Annotated in this window: 15 protein-coding genes and 1 riboswitch; of the genes, 8 read left to right on the top strand and 7 right to left on the bottom strand. The window is 63.3% G+C overall.

Going from position 1 to position 16,729, the window contains the following annotated elements:
• Positions 1 to 221: 221 nt before the first annotated feature.
• The 5 genes from chvE (at position 222) to FJ471_RS08860 (ending at position 5,984) form a co-directional block, all read left to right on the top strand.
• Complete coding sequence (gene chvE / locus FJ471_RS08880) at positions 222 to 1,292, top strand: multiple monosaccharide ABC transporter substrate-binding protein (RefSeq protein ID WP_140802801.1); 1,071 nt, start codon at positions 222 to 224, stop codon at positions 1,290 to 1,292.
• A gap of 199 nt (positions 1,293 to 1,491) precedes the next feature.
• Positions 1,492 to 3,024: a multiple monosaccharide ABC transporter ATP-binding protein gene (gene mmsA, locus FJ471_RS08875; RefSeq protein ID WP_140802800.1), complete on the top strand. Its 1,533-nt coding sequence runs from the start codon at positions 1,492 to 1,494 to the stop codon at positions 3,022 to 3,024.
• A complete protein-coding gene (gene mmsB, locus FJ471_RS08870) occupies positions 3,021 to 4,313 on the top strand; it encodes a multiple monosaccharide ABC transporter permease (RefSeq protein WP_140802799.1) in 1,293 nt (430 codons plus the stop codon). Before mmsA ends, mmsB begins: the two co-directional genes overlap by 4 nt.
• A 201-nt stretch (positions 4,314 to 4,514) precedes the next feature.
• Positions 4,515 to 5,507 (top strand): AraD1 family protein, encoded by a 993-nt coding sequence (gene araD1, locus FJ471_RS08865; protein ID WP_140802798.1) that lies wholly within the window; start codon positions 4,515 to 4,517, stop codon positions 5,505 to 5,507.
• A gap of 24 nt (positions 5,508 to 5,531) precedes the next feature.
• Entirely contained in the window at positions 5,532 to 5,984 is a 453-nt protein-coding gene (locus FJ471_RS08860; protein WP_140802797.1) for a hypothetical protein, read from the top strand.
• A 13-nt stretch (positions 5,985 to 5,997) separates the two neighbouring features.
• Here FJ471_RS08860 and FJ471_RS08855 read toward each other — a convergent pair whose 3' ends face one another.
• The gene (locus FJ471_RS08855; RefSeq protein ID WP_140802796.1) at positions 5,998 to 7,092 is read right to left on the bottom strand and encodes a 2'-deoxycytidine 5'-triphosphate deaminase; all 1,095 of its coding nucleotides are present in this window, start codon (positions 7,090 to 7,092) and stop codon (positions 5,998 to 6,000) included.
• Between the two features lie 77 nt (positions 7,093 to 7,169).
• A riboswitch (SAM riboswitch) is annotated at positions 7,170 to 7,247 on the top strand.
• Positions 7,248 to 7,303: 56 nt separating this feature from the next.
• Here FJ471_RS08855 and FJ471_RS08850 point away from each other — a divergent pair.
• The gene (locus tag FJ471_RS08850) at positions 7,304 to 8,494 is read left to right on the top strand and encodes an O-succinylhomoserine sulfhydrylase (protein ID WP_140802795.1); all 1,191 of its coding nucleotides are present in this window, start codon (positions 7,304 to 7,306) and stop codon (positions 8,492 to 8,494) included.
• Between the two features lie 83 nt (positions 8,495 to 8,577).
• Here the strand turns inward: FJ471_RS08850 and FJ471_RS08845 are convergent, their stop codons facing one another.
• On the bottom strand, positions 8,578 to 9,723 hold the full coding sequence (locus tag FJ471_RS08845; protein ID WP_140802794.1) for a ceramide glucosyltransferase: 1,146 nt from the start codon (positions 9,721 to 9,723) through the stop codon (positions 8,578 to 8,580).
• Positions 9,724 to 10,043: 320 nt separating this feature from the next.
• On the opposite strand from FJ471_RS08845, the gene apaG reads away from it, so the two are divergent.
• On the top strand, positions 10,044 to 10,436 hold the full coding sequence (apaG, locus tag FJ471_RS08840; protein WP_140802793.1) for a Co2+/Mg2+ efflux protein ApaG: 393 nt from the start codon (positions 10,044 to 10,046) through the stop codon (positions 10,434 to 10,436).
• Between the two features lie 50 nt (positions 10,437 to 10,486).
• On the opposite strand, the gene FJ471_RS08835 is transcribed toward apaG, so the two are convergent.
• From FJ471_RS08835 to FJ471_RS08825, 3 genes are all read right to left on the bottom strand, one after another.
• A complete protein-coding gene (locus tag FJ471_RS08835; RefSeq protein WP_140802792.1) occupies positions 10,487 to 11,515 on the bottom strand; it encodes an Hsp33 family molecular chaperone in 1,029 nt (342 codons plus the stop codon).
• A 122-nt stretch (positions 11,516 to 11,637) separates the two neighbouring features.
• Positions 11,638 to 12,549: an ornithine carbamoyltransferase gene (argF, locus tag FJ471_RS08830; RefSeq protein ID WP_140802791.1), complete on the bottom strand. Its 912-nt coding sequence runs from the start codon at positions 12,547 to 12,549 to the stop codon at positions 11,638 to 11,640.
• A 17-nt stretch (positions 12,550 to 12,566) separates the two neighbouring features.
• Positions 12,567 to 13,766, bottom strand: coding sequence for an aspartate aminotransferase family protein (locus FJ471_RS08825; RefSeq protein WP_140802790.1), 1,200 nt, complete (start codon positions 13,764 to 13,766; stop codon positions 12,567 to 12,569).
• Positions 13,767 to 14,123: 357 nt separating this feature from the next.
• Between FJ471_RS08825 and FJ471_RS08820 the strand changes: the two genes are divergently transcribed.
• A complete protein-coding gene (locus tag FJ471_RS08820) occupies positions 14,124 to 14,642 on the top strand; it encodes a GcrA family cell cycle regulator (RefSeq protein WP_140802789.1) in 519 nt (172 codons plus the stop codon).
• A gap of 128 nt (positions 14,643 to 14,770) precedes the next feature.
• On the opposite strand, the gene FJ471_RS08815 is transcribed toward FJ471_RS08820, so the two are convergent.
• Together FJ471_RS08815 and phoU are read right to left on the bottom strand one after the other, a co-directional pair.
• The gene (locus tag FJ471_RS08815) at positions 14,771 to 15,775 is read right to left on the bottom strand and encodes a magnesium and cobalt transport protein CorA (RefSeq protein WP_140802788.1); all 1,005 of its coding nucleotides are present in this window, start codon (positions 15,773 to 15,775) and stop codon (positions 14,771 to 14,773) included.
• Positions 15,776 to 15,960: 185 nt separating this feature from the next.
• Complete coding sequence (phoU, locus tag FJ471_RS08810; protein WP_140802787.1) at positions 15,961 to 16,683, bottom strand: phosphate signaling complex protein PhoU; 723 nt, start codon at positions 16,681 to 16,683, stop codon at positions 15,961 to 15,963.
• Positions 16,684 to 16,729: the final 46 nt, after the last annotated feature.

Here is a 16,729-nt window from a genome sequence, read left to right as displayed (position 1 = left end):
AGATCGCATTTGACAGTTATGTCAAAGGAACCCACCCTTCGTGCGTTCCGAGGCGCAGGGGTCGGTAACGAGCAAATTCGTATCGATTGAAACTGCGTCGCGGGACCGATTGGGAGGATACCGGAGATCGATAAAGCCGACAGTTGCGCGCCAGCGCATCTGCTCGACTGCGCGGCCCGCGAAGCCCCGAGGTGTCGCGTCCATCAACCAGGGAGAGTAATGTGAAGATCATCAAGACGCTGGCCGCCATCGCGGCCCTTGGCATTGCCGCCACGACCTATTCGGCGCATGCCGCCGACAAGGGTCTCGTCGGCGTGCTGATGCCCACCAAGACCTCGCAGCGCTGGATCAACGACGGCGACGCCGTCAAGTCCCAGCTCGAAGCGCTCGGCTACACGGTCGACCTGCAGTATGCGCAGGACGATATCCCGAACCAGCTCAGCCAGCTGGAAAACGAAATCACCAAGGGCCCGAAGGCGCTGATCATCGCTTCGATCGACGGCACCACCATGGCCGACGCGCTGCAGAAGGCCAACGACGCCGGCGTCGTCGTCGTCGCCTATGACCGCCTGATCAAGAAGACCAAGAATGTCGACTACTACACCACTTTCGACAATTTCGGCGTCGGCGTGATCCAGGCGAATTCGCTGGTCAAGGGCCTCAAGGAGCGTTTCCCGAACACCAAGCCGTGGAATGTCGAGCTGTTCGGCGGCTCGCCGGACGACAACAACGCCTTCTTCTTCTACAATGGCGCGATTTCCGTCCTGCAGCCGCTGATCGACGACGGCTCGATCAAGATCAAGTCCGGCCAGACCGGCATGGACAAGGTCGGTACGCTGCGCTGGCTCGCCGCCACCGCCCAGGCTCGCATGGACAATCTGCTTTCCGCCAACTACTCGGACGGCAGCCGCGTCGATGGCGTTCTGTCGCCCTATGACGGCCTGTCGCGCGGCATCACCGCCTCGCTGCGCGCCGTCGGCTACGGTACGGATGCACAGCCCTGGCCGATCGTGACCGGTCAGGACGCAGAGACCGCCTCGGTCAAGCTGATCATCTCGGGCGAGCAGTACTCGACGGTGTTCAAGGATACCCGCGAACTGGCCAAGGCCACCGTGCAGCTGGTCGACAAGGTGCTCTCCGGCGGCAAACCCGATGGCCTCGACGAAAAGACCTACAACAACGACGTCAAGGTCGTTCCCTCGATCCTGCTGACGCCGCATGAGGTCGACAAGTCGAACTACCAGGCGCAGGTGGTCGACTCCGGCTACATCAAGGCCGACGAGCTGAAGTAATACAGCCTCAAAGGAAGGGGTCCTGCGCGACGCAGGGCCCCTTTTCGTTCACAAGCGACCCCGGTATTGTCTTGCCGGCTTCTGCAGCGTCACGCGCCGATCCGAAAACGCGAAGCCCGCCGCAGTGTATTGATTTCGCGCATAGGCCTTTCCACAATCGATGCCGATTTGGGAGCCGTGCGCCAGGGAGCAGATCCTGATGGCCTCGACGATTTTGGAGATGCGCGACATCACCAAGACGTTCCCCGGCGTGAAGGCGTTGTCGAACGTCAACCTCAGCGTCGAGGAAGGTGAGATCCACGCCATCGTCGGCGAGAACGGCGCCGGCAAGTCGACGTTGATGAAGGTGCTGTCGGGCGTCTATCCATCCGGCACCTATGACGGCCAGATCATCTTCCGCGGCCAGGAATGTAACTTCAAGGGCATTCACGACAGCGAGCATATCGGCATCGTCATCATCCACCAGGAGCTCGCCCTGGTGCCGATGCTGTCGATCACGGAAAACATCTTCCTCGGCAACGAGCATGCCAGCTACGGCGTCATCGACTGGGACGCCAACGAAACGCGCACGGCCGCCCTGCTCAACAAAGTCGGGCTCAACGAGGACCCCAAGACGCTGATCACCAATATCGGCGTCGGCAAGCAGCAGCTGGTCGAGATCGCCAAGGCGCTCAGCAAGGAAGTGAAGCTCTTGATCCTCGACGAGCCGACCGCCTCGCTCAGCGAAAAGGACAGCCAGGCGCTGCTCGACCTCCTGCTCGAGTTCAAGCGCCAGGGCATGACCTCGATCCTGATCTCGCACAAGCTGAACGAAGTGAACCGGGTCGCCGACAAGGTGACGGTGATCCGCGACGGGCGCACCATCGAGACCCTGCCGAGGAAAGATATCTCGGAAGACCGCATCATAACCTCGATGGTCGGCCGCTCGCTCGACGACCGCTATCCGCCGCGCGAGCCGCAGATCGGCGAGATCATCTTCGAGGTCAAGGACTGGTCGGTGTACCACCCGATCCATGCCGAGCGACAGGTGATCAAGAACATCAACCTCAATGTGCGCAAAGGCGAGGTGGTCGGCATCGCCGGACTGATGGGCGCCGGCCGCACCGAATTCGCGATGAGCCTGTTCGGCCGCTCCTACGGCCGGCATATCAGCGGAGAGGTGTCGCTCCGAGGCAAGCCTATCGACCTCTCGTCAGTGAGCAAGGCGGTGGCAGGTGGCATCGCCTATGTCACCGAGGACCGCAAGACCTACGGCCTCAACCTCATCGACCACATCAAGCACAATGTGACTTTGGCCAATCTGGGCGGCGTTTCGAGCCGGGGCGTCATCGACGACATGCGCGAGATGAGCGTCGCCAACGACTATCGCAAGAAGACCAACATCCGCGCCTCCAGCGTCTATCAGTTGACCGGCAACCTCTCGGGCGGCAACCAGCAGAAGGTGGTGCTGTCGAAATGGCTGTTCGCCGATCCGGAGGTTTTGATCCTCGACGAGCCGACCCGCGGCATCGACGTCGGCGCCAAGTACGAAATCTACACGATCATCGCGCGCCTCGCCGCCGAGGGCAAAGCGATCATCGTCATCTCGTCGGAAATGCCTGAATTGCTCGGTATCTCCGACCGCATCTATGTCATGAACGAAGGGCGTATCGTCGGCGAAATGGCGGCGAGCGACGCAAGCCAGGAAAAAATCATGCGCGCCATCGTTCGGGGAGAAGGAAAAGCATCATGAGCACAGACAGCGCTCCCGCGCCGCAAAGCGGCGTCGCCGAGGACGTCAAGCAGGGACAGCGCGTCGCCGTCTCGGCGCTGACGACGAACCTGCGCGAATATGGCCTGATCATCGCGCTGATCGTCATCATGCTGTTCTTCCAGTACACGACGTCGGGAACACTGTTCAAACCGGTGAACCTCAGCAACCTGGTGCAGCAGAACTCGTTCATCATCGTGATGGCGCTCGGCATGCTGCTGGTGATCGTCGCCGGCTATATCGACCTCAGCGTGGGATCGGTCGCCGGCTTCATCGGCGCGCTCGCGGCGATGATGATGGTGATCTGGCCGCTCGGGATATTCTCGAATCCGTTGGTGGTCTCGATCGTCTGCCTGATCGTCGGCGGCCTCATAGGCGCGGCGCAGGGTTACTGGATCGCCTATCACCGGATACCGAGCTTCATCGTGACGTTGGCCGGCATGCTGATCTTCCGCGGCATCTGCCAGGCGCTGCTTGGCGGCGGCTCCTCGGTCGGCCCGCTGCCGGACAGCTTCAAGGCGCTGAGCTCAGGCTTCATCCCGGACGTGATCGGCCCGCTCGTGCTGATCCCGCCGACGGTGAATGCCGCCGGCAAGACCATCCTGGGCAGTGGGCTTACGCTGCATATGACGACCATCGTGCTCGGCCTGATCGCGGTGCTCGCCTACGCCTATTTCGGCTTCAGGACACGGCGCAAGCGCGAGCGCCATGGCTATGAGGCGGAGCCCTTCCCGCTGTTCGTCATCAAGACGCTGGTCGGCAGCGCGCTGGCGCTGTTCCTGGTGTTCCAGTTCGCGAGCTACCGGGGCCTGCCGGTCGTGCTCCTGGTGATGGGCGTGCTGATCTCGCTGTTCGTCTTCGTCACCAAGCGCATGACCATCGGACGCCGCATCTATGCGATGGGCGGCAACGCCAAGGCCGCGCAGCTGTCGGGCATCAACACCGAAAGGCTGACGCTGCTCGTCTTCATCAACATGGGCGTGCTGTCGGCGCTGGGCGGCCTGATCATCGCGGCGCGCCTCGGCCAGGCCGTGCCGGCCGCCGGTCTCGGCTCAGAGCTGGACGTCATCGCGGCCGTCTTCATCGGCGGCGCCTCGGCAATGGGCGGCGTCGGCCAGGTGATCGGCGCCGTGGTCGGTGGTTTCATCATGGGCGTGATGAACAACGGCATGTCGATCATGGGCGTCAATGTCGACTGGCAGCAGGTGGTCAAAGGCCTGGTGCTGCTCGGCGCCGTGATCTTCGACGTTTACAACAAGAACAAGGCTTAAGGGCCGGAACAAAGTTCAGGAGGCATACGGGTTTCAGATCGCGAAGCTGCCGGCAACCCGTCGGCATCAAGAAGTCCCGACAAGGACCAGGCTCGCGAGCGCAATCCGGACGAAGAATTTCAACCGTGTCGTGGATCGCTCCACGCCACGCCGGGTAAGGCTTGCCCCGCAGGCAGCCGCTAAATGAGAGAGGATTCAAACATGCTGATCTCCCAGATCCTCGACGACGCCGAGACGATCCGCGTCGTCGCCCGCAATGGCGGCGGCAAGACCAGGGTCATCAACGGCGCGCGCAGCGTCTATTCGCTGGCGATGGAGGCCGCGCGAACCGGCACGGGGCTCGAAGCGCTGATCGAACGCAAAGGCTATGGCGAGACGGTCGATCTCGATGCCGCCTACAAGAGGGGCAGGCTGGTCTCGCCGATCAACCATCCGGACCCCGCGCATCTGCACCTCACGGGCACAGGCCTGACGCATCTCGGTTCCGCGGCGACGCGCGATTCCATGCACAAGAAGCTCAATGACGGCGAAGAGCAGCTCACCGATTCCATGAAGATGTTCCGCATGGGGCTCGAAGGCGGCAAGCCGGCCAAGGGACAGGCCGGCGTGCAGCCGGAATGGTTCTACAAGGGCAATGGCACGATGGCGGTAGCGCCCGGCGCGCCTCTGGTGTCGCCGGCCTTCGCGCAAGACGGCGGCGAGGAGCCGGAGATCGCCGGCATCTATGTGATCGGCGACGACGGCGCGCCGTTCCGCGTCGGCTTCACACTGTCGAACGAGTTCTCCGACCACGTGACGGAACGGGTGAACTATCTGTTCCTCGCCCATTCCAAGCTGCGCAACGCCTCGTTCGGCCCCGAGATCCTGATCGGCGACCTGCCTGCCGACATCCGCGGCGCATCGCGCATCTGGCGCGACGGCAAGCTGTTGTGGGAAAAGCCGTTTCTCTCAGGCGAAGCGAACATGTCGCACACCATCGCCAATCTCGAGCACCACCATTTCAAATATTCGGCCTTCCGCCAGCCGGGCGACGTGCATGTGCATATGTTCGGCACCGCGACGCTCTCCTTCGCCGACGGCATCAGGACCGAGGCCGGCGACACGTTCGAGATCGATGCGCAGGATTTCGGCCTGCCGCTGCGCAACCCGCTGGAGATCGAAAAGCCGGTGAAGGTGGCGGTGAAGGCGCTGTGAGGTAGCGCCAGGCCTGGAGGATAAATGGATCGCAAGCGGATCGGCATTGTCTTGATGGGGGTGATGCTTGCCCTCGCCTGCACTTCCTCCGCGGCTTACGGCGCCGCGAAATGCAGCCCGCAGTCCTACCGCCAAGCTCAAGCGACGATGACGAGCCGGCTTCTGGCCACCGGTTACTCGAAGCCGCAAGCGATCTTTCTGATGCGCAACGCGGATCGCATGACGTCGGCGCTGCGCGCCGACCAGCTAAACGACAAAGCCAGGGCCTGCGGTATCGACTCCGCGCGAGCCTATGTGCTCGCATGCCTCGACAAGCAGTTGTTCCCGTTAAGCGCCGGCCCAGGCTCACCGCTTGATGAAACTAAGCAGACCAAAGGATTTTGGGGCAGAAAGCGCCTGACTGAACGCGAGCTGCTCTTTGTCAGCGACTTCCATGCCTGCCTTGGCGCGGCCAAAGAATTTCTGTTTCGCGGCTGACAAGGCCAGCGGATCAGCGCGCGGCGCGGAAATGCTTGGAGAGCTTGAGGCCCTGCGCCTGATAGTTCGATCCTAGATCGGTGCCGTAAAGCGCCTGCGGCCGCTTCAGCATGTGCTCGTAGACGAGACGGCCGACGATCTGGCCGTGGTCGAGGATGAACGGCACCTCGTGGCTGCGCACTTCGAGCACGGCACGGCTGCCGGTGCCGCCGGCGGCGGAGTGGCCGAAGCCCGGATCGAAGAAGCCGGCATAGTGGACGCGGAATTCGCCGACCAGCGGATCGAAGGGCGTCATCTCGGCGGCGTAGAGCGGCGGCACGTGCACCGCCTCGCGCGAGACCAGGATGTAGAACTCGTCCGGATCGAGCACCAGCTCGCCGGCGCCGCTCTTGTAGATCGGCTCCCAGAAATCGACGACATCCTGCGCGGCGCGCTTGTCGACATCGACCAGGCCGGTGTGGTGCTTGCCGCGATAGCCGACAAGGCCGTCCTTATCGCCGTCGAGGTCGATGGAGAGCGCGATGCCGCCGCCGGAAATGTTGGGCGGCTCGGTGGCGACCAGCATCTCGGCGCGGTGCAGGTCGCGCAGCTCGTTCTCCGAGAGCAACGCGTTACCAGTGCGGAAACGGATCTGCGATAGCCGCGAGCCGGCGCGCACGACGATCGGGAAGGTGCGCGGGCTGACTTCGAGATAGAGCGGCCCACGATAGCCGGCGGCGATCTTGTCGAACTCGTGGCCGCGATCGGTCATGACGCGGGTGAAGATGTCGAGCCGGCCGGTCGAGCTCTTCGGATTGGCCGAGGCCGATACGTTCGCCGGCAGCGCCAGGCTTTCGAGCAGCGGCACTATGTAGACGCAGCCCGTTTCCAGCACCGCGCCCCCGGTGAGATCGATCTCGTGCAGCTTCAGCCGCTCGAGCTTGTCGGCGACCAAGTGGTCCGGACCAGGCAGGAAGGAGGCGCGCACGCGAAACGCCTTGTCGCCGAGCCTGAGATCGAGGCTGGCCGGCTGGATCTGATCGGCATCGAGGGCGCGCGGCGACTTCAGCGCACCGGACTGGAACAGCGCGGAAATATCCTGGTCGGGGAGAATGCCTGTCTGCCGCAAAGTCTTACTCCGCTCTGCTGGTACAAACCTCTTAATGGAGCCGGCAATTGACGCAAGCGCGGCGCGGGTCTAAAGGGTCGTTATCCCGTGGTGATTTGGCCGGTCGGCTTGCAGCCACGTAAAACAAGTCGCTAAAGGACCGTCGAGCCGCAAGGCTATATGGACCGGTTGCGACTTCGCGGCCGGTTTTTTTGTGTCTGGAAGCAGGGCTATGAGCACCAAGAAGCGTAACTGGAAACCTCAAACGGCACTCGTGCATGGCGGAACGCTGCGTTCGCAGTACGGCGAGACCGCCGAGGCGATGTATCTCACGCAGGGCTATGTCTACGAAACGGCGCAGGCCGCGGAAGCCCGCTTCAAGGGCGAGGAGCCGGGTTTCATCTATTCGCGCTACGCCAACCCGACCGTCGATATGTTCGAAAAGCGCATGTGCGCGCTGGAAGGCGCCGAGGATGCCCGCGCCACCGCCTCCGGCATGGCCGCCGTTTCCGCCGCCCTGCTCTGCAGCGTCAAGGCCGGTGATCATATCGTTGCGGCGCGCGCGCTGTTCGGTTCCTGCCGCTGGGTGGTCGAGACGCTGGCGCCGCGCTACGGCATCCAGGCGACGCTGGTCGACGGCACCGACATCGCCAATTGGGAAAAGGCGGTAAGGCCGAACACCAAGCTGTTCTTCCTGGAAAGCCCGACCAATCCGACGCTGGAAGTGGTCGATATCGCCGCGGTCGCCAAGCTCGCCAATTCGATCGGCGCGCGCGTGATCGTCGACAATGTCTTTGCAACGCCGCTGCAGCAGAAGCCCTTGCTGCTCGGCGCCCATATCGTCGTCTATTCGGCGACCAAGCATATAGACGGCCAAGGCCGCTGCCTCGGCGGCGTCATCCTGTCGGACAAGAAATGGATCGACGAGAACCTGCACGACTATTTCCGCCACACCGGCCCGAGCCTGTCGCCCTTCAACGCCTGGACGCTGCTGAAGGGCCTGGAGACGCTGCCGCTGCGGGTGCGCCAGCAGACCGAGAGCGCCGGCAAAATCGCGGATTTCCTGGCCGGACGGCCGGAGATCGCACGCATCATCTATCCGGGCCGCGCCGATCATCCGCAGGCGGATGTCGTGAAGAAGCAGATGTCGGGCGGCTCGACGCTGATCTGTCTCGACGTCAAGGGCGGCAAGCAGGCGGCCTTCGCCTTCCAGAACGCGCTCGACATCGTGCTGATCTCGAACAATCTCGGGGACGCCAAGAGCCTGATCACCCATCCGGCGACGACGACCCACAAGAACCTGAGCGACGACGCGCGGGCAGAGCTGGGCATCGGGCCAGGCACGCTCAGGCTCTCCGTCGGCCTTGAGGACGCCGACGATCTTCTGGAGGACATCGAGCAGGCGCTGAAGGCGGCCAAATAGAAAGCCACTGCCGGTCGCGGCCTGAGCCTTCCAGAGCCGCAATCCCGGGCGGAAAAGCGCTACACACTTTTCCTGGAATTGCTTTAGGCGAGCTCTTCCAGTTCGGTCATCGCCTTGGTGCGGATGGTCATGGCGTTGCCGCGCCATTCCACGGCGCCGCCGAACCAGGCGCGCGCCCAGATGGCTGGCAGCATCAAGTCGCGCGCGATCATCGCGGTGACGCTGCGCGGCGACAGGTACCAGCCCTTGGCCGACGCCAGCAGACATTCCGGCAGATAGGCGATCGCCAGCACGCATAAAGCCGTGCCGGGCAGGCTGACGCCGGCGCCTGCCGCGGCAATCAGCGCCAGCAGCAGCGCCATCGCCGCACCGGTCAGGATCTCCGGCGCGAAGAACAGCGGGAAGGTGACCCGGCGCAGCCGCGCCCAGCGCGCCTGGCGCGACCAGATTTCGGCGCGCGAACGCTGGCCGAGCGGCTGCTCGAAAGGCGAGGCGACGAGATTGACGCGCAAGCCCAGGCTGTTGACCAGCTTGGTGGCGGCCGCGTCCTCGGCGATCTCGGCGGCCAAAGCCTGGATGCCGCCATTGGCGTCCAGCATCGGCTTGTTCCACAGCATGCTCTTGCCCTGGGCGAAGCCAAGGCCGAGCGCCTCGCCGGCATATTGCCAGCGCGCCTGCAGGGTGTTGAGGAACGCGCATTCGACTTCGGCCCAAAACCCGTCCGGCCGCGAGCCGATCGGCGTCGAGCAGACGAGGCCGGTATCCGCGCGCCACGCCGCCATCAGCTGCTGGACATAGTCCCTCGGCATCAGCACGTTGGAATCGGCGAGGACGACCCAATCGTGCCGCGCCGCCTGCCAACCCTTGACGCAGTTGTTGAGCTTGGGATTGGCGCTGATGCGGTCGTCTCCTATCAGCAGCCGCGCCGGAACCTTCGGGTAGCGCGCGATCGCCGCATTGACGAGCCTGACCACCGGGTCTTCGGCGTGCGCGACGCAGAAGATCAGCTCATAGCGGGGCCAGTCGAGCGAAAAGGCGCGCTGCAAGGTCTCCTGCGCGAACGGCTCGACGCCGCGCAAGGGAACGATGATCGAGACCGGCTGGGTGCCTGCTGCGGGCGGCGCAATGACACGCCGCCGTCTGAGCCGCGACGAGGCGAGCAGGATGCTGGCGAGATTGGATAGGAGAAGGGCTGACGAAGCCAGGCCGGCTGCGATAGTCGGTTCCATCGAGATCTGGTCACTCCCGACAGGGCGTTTCACCGTTTCAGCGAAAACGGCGAACCGCTCTATCTCTTTGTTTTCACGCGATCCCGGACGGGAAACCGCTCACACTTTTCCTGCAATTGCTTCAGGCCACAGCGGCCGTTTCATCCGTCGACAGCGTGTCCGAGTCGCCCGGCACGGTTTGTGCACACCAACATTGTCATGTGTCACTTAAATGACATTGTTTTTCGGCACCTGCGCCTACAAGGCTGGCAGGACGGTCGGCGCTGCGCGTCAAACAGCGAAGCGCGACGAATGTTCCGCGGCGGCAACCGGAGTGGCCCATGTATCGCGCAGTGACGCGCAACATCGAAGTCCTGGTCAGGCCCTTCTATCTGGAGGACCGCTCCGATCCGTCCGAGAACCGCTATGTCTGGGGCTACCAGGTGACGATCGACAACCGTTCCGATGAATTCGTGCAGCTTCTGTCGCGCTACTGGCATATCACCGACGGGCGAGGCCGGGTCGAGGAGGTGCGCGGCGCCGGCGTCGTCGGCGACCAGCCGGAACTCAATCCCGGCGACAGCTATCAGTACACCTCAGGCTGCCCGCTCTCGACGCCGTCGGGCATCATGGTCGGCCATTACACGATGCGTAACGGCCGCGGCGAGACGTTCGATATCGCCATTCCGGCTTTCTCGCTCGACATGCCGGGGACGAGGCGCACGGTGAATTAAAGAACTCGAGTTCCTAGCCCCACGAAGTGGGGAGAGGAACCGGAGCTTTCTTACTTCACGAATTCGGCCGGATCGAAGTCGTATTGCGTCGAGCAGAACTCGCAGGCGACATGGATGCCGCCGTCCTCGGTCGAGTCCTTGATCTCCTGCGCCGAAAAGCCTTCGAGGATGCCGTGGATCTTCTCGCGCGAGCAGGAGCACTGGTCGGCGACCGGCACGCCGCGGAAGACGCGCACGCCGTGTTCGTGGAACAGCCGGTAGAGCAGCCGCTCGGCGCCCACCGTCGGGTCGATCAGCTCGGTCGGCTCGATAGTGCCGAGCAGCGCCAGCAATTCCTGCCAGGAATTGTCGGCCGGCTGATGCGTAACGTCCCGCGGATCGCCGTCGCCGCCCGAAATGTCGGGCACGCGCATGCGCTCCGGCGCCTGCGGCAGGAACTGCGCCAGGATGCCGCCGGCGCGCCACTGCTCGCGCGCGCCGGCCGGGCCGGGCGTGACCAGCTTGGCGACCGACATCTTGATCTCAGTCGGGATCTGCTCCGACTGCCGGAAATAGGTGCGCGCGGCATCCTCCAGCGAGGTGCCGTCGAGCTGCACGATGCCCTGGTAGCGCTGCGTATGCGCGCCCTGGTCGATGGTCAAAGCCAGCACGCCGTCGCCAAGCAGCACCTGCTGCGAGGTCTCGCCGGCGGCGATCAGCGCCTGCAGCCGGTCGGCATCGAAGCGCGCATAGGCGCGCAGCGCATCCGGCGTGCTGAAGTCAGCCACCAGCATATCGACCGGACCGTCGGTGCGGGTCTGCAGGATGAACTTGCCTTCGAACTTCAGCGAGGTGCCGAGCAGCACGGTGAGCACGCAGGCTTCCGCCAGCAGGCGGGCGACCGGCTCGGGATAATCGTGGCGGCTCAAGATGGCGTCGAGCATCGGCCCGAACTGCACGGTGCGACCGCGCACATCGAGCGGCGCGACCTCATAGGGCACGACGTGATCGTCGCCGGCGAAGCCGAATTCACCGAGTTGGGGTTTATGCTCAGCCAAGGTATGGGTTTCCAACATGACAAAACTCCGGGGCGCAGCCATGCAACCCGATGAGCCGCATGCGTCGAAGCGCGTTCAATTTACGTGATGGCCCGCAAATAGGCATCACATATCCCCGGATCAAGTTTACACCGATCGGGCCGGAGCCATCGGGTCGGCCCTTCTCAAGCGCCCAGGCACCAGGCCAGCACCGCCTTCTGGGCGTGCAGCCGGTTCTCGGCCTCGTCGAAGACCACCGAATGCGGCCCGTCGATCACCTCGTCGGTGACCTCCTCGCCGCGATGCGCGGGCAGGCAGTGCATGAACAACGCATCGGGCTTGGCCTTGGCCATCAGCGCCGCATTAACCTGATAGGGCAGGAAGACGTTGTGGCCACGGGCGCGATGCTCCTGGCCCATCGAGACCCAGCTGTCGGTGACGACGCAGTCGGCCTGGTCGACGGCCTCTTCGGCGGACCTGGAAAACCTGACCTTGCCGCCATTGGCCTTCGACCAGTCGACATATTTCTCGAAAGGCTCGCTGCCTTCGGGCACCGCGACATTGAGATTGAAGCGGAACCGTGCCGAGGCTTCGAGCAGCGAATGCAGCACATTGTTGCCGTCGCCGGTCCAGGCGAAGGTCTTGCCGGCCACCGGACCGCGATGCTCCTCATAGGTCATGATGTCGGCCATGAGCTGGCAGGGATGCGTGTCGTCGGTCAACCCGTTGATGACCGGAACGGTGGCGTTTCCGGTGAGCTCCAGCAGCCGGTCATGCGAGGTGGTGCGGATCATGATGGCGTCGACGTAGCGCGACAGCACTTTTGCTGTGTCGGCGATGGTCTCCGAACGGCCGAGCTGCATCTCGGTGCCGGTCAGCATGATGGTCTCGCCGCCGAGTTGGCGCATGCCGACGTCGAAGGACACGCGCGTGCGCGTCGACGGCTTGTCGAAGATCATGGCCAGCACCTTGCCGTCGAGCGGTTTGGAACGCTCACCCGCCTTGAGCCTGGTCTTTCGCGCCATCGCGTCGTCCAGCATGATGCGCAGGTCGCCCGCGGAAACGGCGGATAGATCGGTGAAGTGGCGAACACTCATCGGCAGGTTTCCAGAAATTATTTCGCGGCTTCGGCCGCAATCGCGTCGGTCAGCCCCTTGGCGCCGGCGCGAATGCGCTCCAGCGCCTCGCCGATCTCCCCGTCGGCAACGGTGAGCGGCGGCAGGAGGCGGATGACATTGTCGCCTGCCGGCACGGCAAGCAGGTGCTGGTCGCGCAGCGCCATGTTCACCTTGGTGTTTGGCATGGCGCATTTCAGGCCGAGCATCAGGCCGGTTCCCCTGATGCCCTCGATGACATCGGGAAACTCGTCCGCGACCCCAGCCAGCCCCTGTTTCAGAAGCAGCGCCTTGCGCTGCACGTCCTCGAGGAAGCCATCGGCCAGAACCACGTCGAGCACCGCGTTGCCGACCGCCATCGCCAGCGGATTGCCGCCGAAGGTGGTGCCGTGCACGCCGGCCGTCATGCCGGCCGCCGCCTCATCCGTGGCAAGGCAGGCGCCCATCGGGAAGCCGCCGCCGATGCCCTTGGCGATCGCCATAAGGTCGGGCGTGACGCCGGCCCATTCATGCGCGAACAGCTTGCCGGTGCGGCCGATGCCGCACTGGACTTCGTCGAAGATCAAAAGCAGGCCATGCTGGTCGCAAAGCTGCCGCAGCCGCTTCAGCGATTGCGTCGGCACCGGGCGGATGCCGCCCTCGCCCTGCACCGGTTCGATCAGGATCGCCGCGGTCTCCGGCGTGATCGCCTTTTCGGCCGCGTCGATGTCGTCGTAAGCGACCTGGTCGAAGCCTTCGACCTTCGGGCCGAAGCCTTCGAGATACTTGTACTGGCCGCCGGCGGCGATCGTCGCCAGCGTGCGGCCATGGAAGGCACCCTCGAAGGTGATGATGCGGAAACGCTCGGGATGGCCCTTGACGAACTGATAGCGCCTGGCCGTCTTGATGGCGCATTCCAGCGCCTCGGCGCCCGAATTGGTGAAGAACACCTTGTCGGCAAAGGTGGCATCGACCAGCCGCTCGCCCAGCCGGCGCTGTTCTGGGATCTCGTATAGATTGGAGACGTGCCAGAGCTTGGCGGCCTGTTCGGTGAGCGCTGCGACCAGATGCGGATGGCTGTGGCCCAACGAATTCACCGCAATACCGCCCGCGAAGTCGAGATATCGCTCGCCCTTGTCGGTGACCAGCCAGGTCCCCTCCCCGTGGTCGAAAGCCAGGGGTGCGCGAGCAAAGGTCTCGTAAAGCGCCGAACCGCTCATTATATGCGTCTCCGGAACCGGAAAATCAAAAAAGCCGCCAATGCGGCGGCCTTTGCGGCTTATCATGTTTTTCGGCCATGAAGTCAACGAAAACGTCACGCAGAAGCGCGTGGCCAACCCCCGACGTCACGCCGGCTCATGAGTAGACCGGCAAGTTGGGGAAAACCGAAAAAACCAAATCGTGTTGCCCTGGGGACTCTTGTCACCGAGTCAGCGCATAAGGTATTTGTAGTCGAGAAATAACTAGATTTCGTGCGGCGGACCTAAATCACCCGATATATGTGGTGTTGTTTGCCCGGCAGGAGCCGGGTCGGGAATGGATTCTGACTACGCACGCCTCAGCAGGAGCGCGGCCCCATGAATTGGACTGACGAGCGGGTAGAACTTCTCAGGAAATTGTGGTCGGAGGGTCTGAGCGCCAGCCAGATTGCCGCACAGCTTGGCGGAGTGAGCCGCAACGCCGTCATCGGCAAGGTGCATCGCCTGAAGCTGTCGGGCCGCGGCCGCGCGACGGCTGCCCCGGCGCGCCAGAAGAAGACGACGCAAGGCGCCTCGATGCAGAAATCGGTAACACGCGCCGCAAGCGCCACACGGCATGTGACGGCCACCATCGGCGCCACCGCGCTGCAGGTGCAGTTCGACGCCGAGCCGGTCGCGCGTCATTACCTCCGCCCGGTCGAGAACGTCGTGGTGCCGATCTCACGCAACCTGCAGCTTGTCGAGCTGACCGAACGCACCTGCAAATGGCCGAATGGCGATCCGCTCTCGGAGAGCTTCAGCTTCTGCGGCAACGACGCCGCCGAAACGGGACCGTATTGCAAATATCATTCCCGGGTTGCGTTCCAGCCGGCGGCGGAACGGCGACGGGCTCGCTGATAGCGAATAGCGAATAGCGAATAGCGAATAGCGAATAGCGAATAGAACGGCTTGGTTTCTGCGACAGGGAGCAAGCCGTTTTTCGTTGCTTCCCTATTCACCGCTCCCTATTGGCTATTCGCTTCCGCTCACAGCCATCCGTTCTTCTTGAACCGCCAGTACAGGAACGAGCAGATCGAGGCCATCACCAGCAGAATGACGGGATAGCCATATTCCATCTTCAGCTCCGGCATGTCTGAGAAGTTCATGCCGTAGATGCCGGCGAAAGCCGTCGGCACTGCCAGGATGGCGGCCCATGAGGCGAGCTTCTTGGAGATGGCGGTTTCCTGGCTCTGTCCGACGAGAAGGCTGGCTTCGAAGGCGAAGGCCAAGACCTCGCGCAGGCTATCGATCTTTTCCTGCACGGTGCGGATGTGGTCGGTCACGTCGCGAAACAGCGGATGCATGGCGGCATGGACCTGCGGCAGGTCGGCGCTGGTCAGCCGACGGCACACCTCCACCAGCGGCAGGGCCGCGTTGCGCAGCCGCAGCAGATCGCGGCGCAACATGTAAAGCCGCTCGATATCGGCGCCGGTCATCGGCTTCAAAAGCACCTTGTCCTCGATCGCCTCGACCTCGTCCTCGATCTGCTCCAGCACCGGCATGTAATTGTCGACGATGAAATCGAGGATGGCGTAGAGGACGAAGTCCTCGCCCTTGGCGAGCGAATGCGGGCAGCTCTCCCAATGCTGGCGCACCGCGGCATAGGAAGTCGACGGCCCATGCCGGACGCTGACGATGTAACCGGTGCCGACGAACAGATGCGTCTCGCCGAACGTGACGCGGCCTTCGATCAATTGCGCGGTGCGGGCGACGATGAAGAGGGCGTCGCCATATTGCTCGATCTTAGGGCGCGCATGCGGATGCTCGGCGTCCTCGATCGCCAGGTCATGCAGGTGGAATTGCGCCTGCACCCTGAGCAGCAGGTTGCGATCGGGCTCGAGCAGGCCGATCCAGACGACATGGCCGGGTTTAGCCGCCCATTCGCCGGCCTGTTCGATCGCGATGTCTGCGATGCGCTTGCCGCCCGAATAGACGCTGGACGCTATGATGCCCGACGTTGCGGCCGGGGTCAGGTTCCGAACTTGCTCCATCGCAAACCTCCCGAGACTGCGACTGACAAATCGCTGTGCCTGGAACGTTTCACCGTTTCATGGAACGGCGAACCGCTCCGCCTCCCTGTTTCACACAATTCCAGACGGAAAACCGTTTTACACTTTTCCTGGAATTGCTCGGAGAAGCTTAGCCTATATTAGGAAACCGTTCGAGAGGCGCCGGTTCACTTAGCCGGCACCGGGCCGGGAAGCACGACCTTGTCGGTCTTGTCGCCCTTCGGCCGGTCGGCCGGCATCTGGTCGCCCGTGACGATGTAATAGATCGTCTCGGCGATATTGGTGGCATGGTCGCCGATGCGCTCGATATTCTTGGCGCAGAACAGAAGATGCGTGCAGGGCGTGATGTTGCGCGGATCTTCCATCATGTAAGTCAAAAGCTCGCGGAACAGCGAGGTGTACATGGCGTCGATCTGATCGTCCCTGTCGCGCACGAAGCCGATCCTCTCGACCGAGCGCGAGGCATAGATGTCGAGCACTTCCTTGAGCTGCGTCAGCGCCAGGTTGGCAAGGGCCTCGAGGCCGCGGAAAAGGCTGTTCGGCTGGCGGCCGTCGACCGAGGCCACGCGCTTGGCGACGTTCTTGCCCAAGTCGCCGACACGCTCGATATCGGCCGAGATGCGGATGGCGCCGACGATCTCGCGAAGGTCCGTCGCCATCGGCTGGCGCCTGGCGATGATGATGATCGCCTTGTCGTCGATCTCGCGCTGCCCCTCGTCGAGGACGAGATCGTCCTGGATGACCTTCTGCGCGAGGCCATGGTCGACGTTCACCAGTGCCGCGACCGCCTGTTCGACCATGCGCTCCGCATGCCCGCCCATCGCGGCGATGCGCTTCGACAGGAATTTCAGTTCTTCATCATAGGCACTGACGATATGGACGGACTGCATGGATATGCCTTCCCGGTTTTTACCGGCTGGTGCGTTCCCTCAATCC

The organism is Mesorhizobium sp. B2-7-1, assembly GCF_006440735.1.
In the GTDB taxonomy this organism is placed as follows: Bacteria; Pseudomonadota; Alphaproteobacteria; order Rhizobiales; family Rhizobiaceae; genus Mesorhizobium.
This window is presented reverse-complemented; position numbering and strand designations above follow the sequence as displayed.